General features: G+C 64.1%; 7 protein-coding genes and 1 pseudogene. 6 read left to right on the forward strand and 2 right to left on the reverse strand.

Annotated features, from left to right (window positions below; all coding sequences use genetic code 11):
• The 5 genes and pseudogenes from EOA22_RS21025 to EOA22_RS21045 all read left to right on the forward strand — a co-directional run.
• Positions 1 to 458, forward strand: a pseudogene (locus EOA22_RS21025) (ribose ABC transporter substrate-binding protein); the annotation flags it as partial.
• Positions 459 to 524: 66 nt separating this feature from the next.
• Positions 525 to 1262 carry an ATP-binding cassette domain-containing protein gene (locus tag EOA22_RS21030; protein ID WP_013533018.1) on the forward strand — a complete coding sequence of 246 codons (738 nt, stop codon included), beginning with the start codon at positions 525 to 527 and terminating at the stop codon, positions 1260 to 1262.
• Positions 1255 to 2013: an ATP-binding cassette domain-containing protein gene (locus EOA22_RS21035; protein WP_063167545.1), complete on the forward strand. Its 759-nt coding sequence runs from the start codon at positions 1255 to 1257 to the stop codon at positions 2011 to 2013. The genes EOA22_RS21030 and EOA22_RS21035 overlap by 8 nt, the downstream gene beginning before the upstream one ends.
• Positions 2010 to 2960 carry an ABC transporter permease gene (locus EOA22_RS21040; RefSeq protein WP_027163923.1) on the forward strand — a complete coding sequence of 317 codons (951 nt, stop codon included), beginning with the start codon at positions 2010 to 2012 and terminating at the stop codon, positions 2958 to 2960. The genes EOA22_RS21035 and EOA22_RS21040 overlap by 4 nt, the downstream gene beginning before the upstream one ends.
• A gap of 1 nt (position 2961) precedes the next feature.
• Positions 2962 to 3933, forward strand: a complete 972-nt coding sequence (locus tag EOA22_RS21045; RefSeq protein ID WP_013533021.1) for an ABC transporter permease — start codon at positions 2962 to 2964, stop codon at positions 3931 to 3933.
• Positions 3934 to 3942: 9 nt separating this feature from the next.
• On the opposite strand, the gene EOA22_RS21050 is transcribed toward EOA22_RS21045, so the two are convergent.
• Both EOA22_RS21050 and EOA22_RS21055 read right to left on the reverse strand, forming a co-directional pair.
• Positions 3943 to 4782: an amidohydrolase gene (locus EOA22_RS21050; RefSeq protein ID WP_063167544.1), complete on the reverse strand. Its 840-nt coding sequence runs from the start codon at positions 4780 to 4782 to the stop codon at positions 3943 to 3945.
• A gap of 65 nt (positions 4783 to 4847) precedes the next feature.
• Positions 4848 to 5633, reverse strand: a complete 786-nt coding sequence (locus tag EOA22_RS21055; protein ID WP_013533023.1) for an IclR family transcriptional regulator — start codon at positions 5631 to 5633, stop codon at positions 4848 to 4850.
• Positions 5634 to 5802: 169 nt separating this feature from the next.
• Here EOA22_RS21055 and EOA22_RS21060 point away from each other — a divergent pair.
• Positions 5803 to 6537, forward strand: a 735-nt coding sequence (locus tag EOA22_RS21060) for an extracellular solute-binding protein (RefSeq protein ID WP_127390195.1), incomplete at its 3' end; no start/stop codon positions are given.

The following is a 6537-nucleotide window of genomic DNA, read 5'->3' on the forward strand; positions in this document are numbered from 1 at the left end:
CCACCAACCCGGCGCCGATCGATGCAGTGTGGACGACAGGCAGCGAAAGCCGCGTCGTCGCCGAAGCCTTCGCAGAAGCCGGCCGGCCCGCACCATTGATCACCGGCTCGATCACCGGCGATGCGCTGGGCTACTGGAAGGCCAACCCCGACAAGTACCGCTTCGAAGGCCATGCGGTGCTGCCGCATTGGACCGCGCAGACGCTGTTCCGCGTCGGCGAGCGCATGCTCGACGGGCAGAAGCCGAAGCTGAACACGCTGCTGATCCCGATCCCGCCTGTCCACACCGCCGATCTCGGTGCCTGGTACAAGGACTGCATGACGACGGACGCCGTGTCTATCTTCCCGATCCCGCCGAAAGATCCGATGCCGGAGGAATGGCTCGACGCCTATTTCTCGAACCCGGCGCCAACCAAGGGCTGGGACTATTCGAAGGTGCCCGATGCCTGTGCAAAGTGACGCCTGCTAATCTCTCAACAGGCCGGCTCCTTTCGGGGAGCCGGCCTGCCAGCATCGAAATGCGACATGCTTGAAGTCAAAACCATATCCAAACGCTATGGCGAGACGATCGCGCTCGCGGACGCATCGATCGCGTTTCGGGCGGGAACCATCCACACCATCCTGGGCGAGAACGGTTCGGGCAAGAGCACGATGGTCAAGCTGTTGTCCGGCATCGTCCAGCCGGACAGCGGCGCGATCCTCCTGCACGGCAAGCCGTTCTCGGGCGCCAACCCCTCGGCCTTCCAGGCGCAAGGCTTCGCCACGGTGTTCCAGGAGGTGCTGATCGCGCCGGATCGCAGCGTGACCGACAACATCCTGCTCGGCCTCGACGGGCTGGTCCGGCGCGCTGTGCCCCGCAACGAGCGCCGTGACCGGGCGAAAGCTGCGCTTAAGCGCTTCGCGGTCACCGACGTCCCTCTCGACATGCCAGCCGGCCTGCTGCCGCTCGCCGCGCAGCAATTGGTCGTCCTTGCTCGCGCGATCGTGCGCAACCCAAAGATCCTGATCCTCGACGAGGTCACCGCCGCGCTCGACTTCGCCGATCGCGAATCCGTTTTTTCGTTGATGCGTGCGCTTGCCGGCGAGGGCTGCCTGATCCTGTTCATCACCCACCGCATGGACGAGGTGATGTCGCTTTCGGATCGCATCTCGATCCTGCGGGGCGGCAGCGTGGTGCGCACCGAAGAGCGCGGCGCTTCGACGCCGGCTGAGCTTCTCAAGACAATGGCGCCACGTACCGCCGCGGAGCTTGCGCATGGCTGATCGCACCGCTCTCGATTTTGGTGGTCTTGCCGTTCGCGAACTCGTCATCGCGCCCGGCGCCAGCCCGATCACGCAGGCAATCGCTCCGGGTGAGATCGTCGGGCTTGCCGGCCTCGATGGTCATGGCCAGGAGCTGTTTCTCAAGATGCTTGCTGGCCTGGAACCGCCGCATGGCGGCTCGATCGAGCTCGGTGCATCGGATGCGTCCCGTAAGATCACCGGGTTTCGCAAGGCTGTCGCCAGCGGCATCGCCTATTTGCCGCGCGACCGACGCGCCAACGGCATTTTCCCGACGCAGTCGGTGCTCGACAACTTCGCCGTTTCGACTCTGTCGCGCGACACACGGCTCGGCCTGATCAGCCCGGCGGCGCGCAAGGCGCGCTACGACATCTACCGCGAAAAACTGTCAATCGCCGCACCCCGGCCCGATGCCACGATCACCACTTTGTCGGGCGGCAACCAGCAGAAGGTGCTGCTGGCGCGGGCCTTGGCGCTGGAGCCCGCGATCCTGCTCCTCAACGATCCGACGCGTGGCGTCGACGTGGCGACGCGGCATGTTCTCTACGACGTGTTTCGCGGGCTGGCGGCCGACGGCATGGGGCTCGTCATCCTGTCCAGCGAAATCGAGGAGATTCTTCTCCTGTGCCAGCGCGTGCTGGTGTTCCGTGAGAATGAAGTCGCGGCCGAGATCGCCGGCAACGCCCTCACCACCGACGGCGTGATATCAGCCATGTTCGGACGTGCGGCATGAGCCCTGTTGCGCGCCTCCTGTCCCTTGGGCGAAATTTCGGCTTCGCCGTCGTGCTGCTGGTCGTGCTGCTTGCGGTCAATCTCATCCTCAGCCCGGGACGATTCCAGCCGGGTTCCTGGGGGGCGCTGGTCGGATTGGCGGCGCCCTTGATCGGTGCTGCCATCGCCTCCACGCCTGTCATCCTCGCCGGGCGTGGCGGAATCGACATCTCGGTTGGGCCATTGATGGGCTTTGTCAACGCTTTGACGATCCAGGTGCTGTTCCTCGGCACCGGCATCTCGTCGCCCTTGGTGCTCGTTCCGGCGGCGTTGCTCGTCGGCGCGCTGGTGGGCGCGGCGAACGGCTTCCTGGCGACAATCGTGCGCATTCAGCCGATCGTCGCCACGCTCGGCACCTATCTGATCCTGACCGGCGTGACGCTGACAATCCTGCCGGCGCCGATCGGCCCAGCGCCGGCCTGGCTTAAGGCGCTGTCCGGCCCGCTGTCGATGCTGCCGCTGGCACTGATGTTCATTGCCTGGTGGCTGGTGCGGCGCACACCATACTACGACCAGCTTATGGCGGTCGGCAGCGACGACCGCGCCGCCTACACCGCCGGTGTCGATGTCACGCGCGTGCGCTTCATCGCCTATGTCATGACCGGCATCCTCGGCGGATGCGCCGGGCTGATGCTGACCGCGCTGATCGGCTCCGCCGACCCCAACATAGGGCCGACCTACACGCTGATCGCCATCGCCGCCGTAGCGCTCGGCGGCGTCAGCCTGGCCGGCGGCCGTGGTGGCGTGGCGGGTGCCGCCATCGGCGCCATCGACATCTTCCTGCTGCAGAGCGTGCTGACGACGTTCAACGTCTCGACCTTCGTGCTGCAGATCGCCTACGGCGCGATCCTGGTGCTGGCGGTGATGCTGACAGCGCTGCAGGAACGTCTTGCCATGGGGAGACGCTGACATGGTTTTGCGCCAAAACCTCTTCGCGACAACCAACGCCCGTGTCGTCGGCGCCTTCTGCGTCGCCGCCCTTCTGCACCTTGCCGGCACAATTCTCATTCCCGGCTACTCGGCGCCGTTTGCGATACGGGCCATGCTGGTGCTCGCCTCGCTGCTCGCCGTGGCCTCGATTGGCCAGACGCTGGTCGTCATCATGGGCGGCATTGACCTTTCGATCCCCTTCGTCATCGGCTTTGCCAATGTCGTGGCTGCGCAGCTTTATGGCGATGGCTGGAACTTTTTTCTCGTCTGCGGCCTGGTCGGCGCGCTGGCGCTCGTCATCGGCGGGCTGAACGGGCTGATCTCGCGCAGCCTCGACATCCAGCCGCTCATCGTCACGCTCGGCATCGGCATGGTCGTGCAAGGGCTGGTGCTGCTGTGGACAGCCGGCTTCCCGTCAGGCTCCGCGCCACAAGCGGTTTCCAGCTTCGTCTCGATCGGCGGATCGGCCGGCCCGCTGCCGGTGCCGTGGCTGGTGCCGAGCCTGGTCGTGCTGGCGGCGCTGGTCGTGCTGGTGCTGGAGCGGACGCCCTATGGCCGCCGGCTCTATGCGTTGGGCAGCAATCCGGGAGCGGCGCCGCTGGCGCTGATCGACCCGGTTCGCATGTGGGTCATCACCTATGCAGCAAGCGCCTTCTTCGCCGCTGTCGCGGGCGTGCTGCTGCTCGGCTTCACCGGCTCGGCCTATGGCGATGTCGGCCAGCCCTATCTGTTCCAGACCATCGCAGCGGTCGTCGTCGGCGGCGCAGCACTGGTCGGCGGCCGGGGCAGCTATCTCGGCACGATCGCCGGCGTGCTGGTGCTGACCGAGATCAACACGCTGCTCATCGGCCTCGGCTTCCAGCCCGCGGCAGTGCAGGCCGCGCTCGGCTTCGTCATCGTGCTGCTGGTTTCGCTCTATGGCCGCGAACGGCACGTCTCGGCAACCATCTGAAAGGACCTGTCAGTCGAGCCGCCACAGCTTGCGGGCATTGCCGGACAACAGCCTGTCGCGCTCGGCAATGCTGCAGCCCGAGAGCAATGCATGGGTCGCCGCCACCCAGGTCGACAGGCCGCCGCCTAGCGTGCAGACCGGCCAGTCGCTGCCCCAGACGACGCGGTCCCAGCCGAATGAATTGATGGTGTGCTCGACGTACGGCCGCAACGTCTCGACCGTCCAGCTGCCGGCATCGGCATAGGCGACGACACCGGAAATCTTGGCCATGACATTCGGGCGCCGGGCGATCTCGCTCATATGCTCGCGCCATGGATGTTCCCTGTTGCCCTTGATGTCGGGCACGCCGCAATGGTCGAGGACGAACGTCACATCGGGTGCCAGGTCGGCAAGCACGATAGCCTTGGGAATCTGGTGCGGCAGCACGACGAGATCGAAGGTCAGGCCGGTGCCGCCAAGCCGCTTGATGCTGTCGCGGAACACCGCACCTTCCGAGAGCTCGTCGGGCGCGACATGAAGGACGCGGCGAAAGCCCTTTACGAACGGGTTTGCCCGCTGCCGTTCGAGATAGGCCGCGAAGTCTCCTTCCTCAGGACGGCAGGACGCGATCACCCCGGCCAGCATGCTGCCGGGCTGCCGTGACAGTCCTTCCACACGAGCCGTCTCGGCTTCGATGTCGGCCGGATCGACATCGACCTCCATATGCAGCACGCGCTCGACGCCGACACGCTGCGCCTCCGTCGCGTAGTCTTCATAAGAGAAATCGCGGTTGAGCGCCGGCACGCCGGCGAGCCAGGGATAGCGCAGGGCCGAGCGATCGATGAGGTGAAGATGGGTGTCGATGATCATGGCGAGGCTCCTCCCTCTGGCTTTTCAAATCATCTCACGAGAGAATTCTTCATTCAAATAAGAATTCACACCGATGAGCCGACTGCTGATCCAGCAAGGTGCGACAGCTTTTCACACGTTGCCAGCAACAGTTCGATTGTCCTGGTGATATCGGGTGCGGAAGGCGCGTTGACCACCGTGATGTAGGGAATCGACAGCGCGGCGATCGCCTTGCCGTCGGAACTGCGCACCGGGGCCGACAGGTTGAAGACGCCGGCTGTCTGCATCGAAGCCATCATCTCGTAGCCACGGTCGCGGATCTGGTCGAGACGGGTGAAGAACTCGCTCGATTGTGCCGTCTTGTCGGTGCTGCGGACGTGTTCGGAAATCATCATCTGGCGCTCTTCCGGTGAGCGGAAGGCGAGCAGCACATGTCCCGAGCCAGTATCGAATAGACTGATATGGGAGCCGACCCGGATCGATATGCCCCAGTAGTTCGGTGCTTCCTGCTGACCGATGACGACGGCAGAACCACGATCAAAAACAACGAGTTGGTTGGCCTGCTGCGATGTCTCGGCAAGCTCACGCATCAGCGGCGTCGCATAGGAGACCAGCCGCCGTACCGGCGCGTGCAGCTGTGCCAGGCCGAACAGCTTGAGCGTCAGCGAATAGCGGTCGCCGTCGAGGCGCGTGACGTAGCCACGCCGCACCAGCCGGTCCAGCATGCGATAGAATTCGTTGGGACTGCGGTCGAGTTTCTTGGCGATTTCGGCCTGGGTCAGGCCACCGTCGACGCCCGCCAGCAGTTCAAGGATATCGAGCCCCTTGTCGAGCGCCGGTGCGCGATAGCGCTCGTCTTCGCTGTCGTCCATGGGCTCATCCTCCAGTGAATTTCGCCCGTCATATACGCAGGAACGTGCGCGGCGGAAACAAATTTCGCCTTGACGTGTCTATGAATGTTTTGTTTGTATATGAATGTAGCACTTCTTGTCATCAGACGAGTTGCGGTCGCCGGCCAAGGCGCACCCAGGGAGGATACCAATGAACAGACTGCTTTCCGGCGTCTCCGCCGGTGCATTGTTGCTTGCATTTGGTGCAGGCGCAGCCCTTGCCGGCGACCTGCCCGGCAAGTTCGAAGGCGTGACCGTCGACGTGAAGCTGATCGGCGGCCAGCAATATGAAAAGCTCTACGAACGGATCCCGGAATGGGAGAAGGCGACTGGCGCCAAGGTCAACATCCTGACCAAGAAGAACGGCTTCGATATCGACAAGGAGCTCAAGTCCGACATCGCCTCGGGCAGCACCAACTGGTGCGTCGGCTGGAACCATTCCTCCTTCGCGCCGCAATATACCGGCCTCTACACCGACCTCAGCAAGTTGCTGCCGAAGGAAGAGATCGACGCCTTCGTGCCGTCGACCATCAAGTCGGCTACCATCGACGGCAAGCTGGAGATGCTGCCGCGCGCGCAGTTCGACGTTTCGGCGCTCTACTACCAGAAGAGCCTGTACGAGAACGCCGACAACAAGACCAAGTTCAAGGCGAAATACGGCTATGATCTGGTGCCGCCGGACACCTGGAAGGAAGTCACCGACCAGGCCGAGTTCTTCGCCAACCCGCCCAATTTCTACGGCACCCAGTTCGCCGGCAAGGAAGAGGCGATCAACGGCCGCTTCTACGAGATGGTCGTCGCCGAGGGCGGCGAATATCTCGACAAGGACGGCAAGCCGGTCGTCAACTCCGAGGCCGGCATCCGGGCGCTCGACGGGGTCGTCAAC

Source organism: Mesorhizobium sp. M7A.F.Ca.US.014.04.1.1 (assembly GCF_003998745.1).
Classification (GTDB): domain Bacteria; phylum Pseudomonadota; class Alphaproteobacteria; order Rhizobiales; family Rhizobiaceae; genus Mesorhizobium; species Mesorhizobium ciceri.

Coding starts and splice junctions, on each gene's coding strand:
- EOA22_RS21030 (WP_013533018.1), top strand. CDS start 525: ATGCTTGAAGTCAAAACCATATCCAAACGCTATGGCGAGACGATCGCG.
- EOA22_RS21035 (WP_063167545.1), top strand. CDS start 1,255: ATGGCTGATCGCACCGCTCTCGATTTTGGTGGTCTTGCCGTTCGCGAA.
- EOA22_RS21040 (WP_027163923.1), top strand. CDS start 2,010: ATGAGCCCTGTTGCGCGCCTCCTGTCCCTTGGGCGAAATTTCGGCTTC.
- EOA22_RS21045 (WP_013533021.1), top strand. CDS start 2,962: ATGGTTTTGCGCCAAAACCTCTTCGCGACAACCAACGCCCGTGTCGTC.
- EOA22_RS21050 (WP_063167544.1), bottom strand. CDS start 4,782: ATGATCATCGACACCCATCTTCACCTCATCGATCGCTCGGCCCTGCGC.
- EOA22_RS21055 (WP_013533023.1), bottom strand. CDS start 5,633: ATGGACGACAGCGAAGACGAGCGCTATCGCGCACCGGCGCTCGACAAG.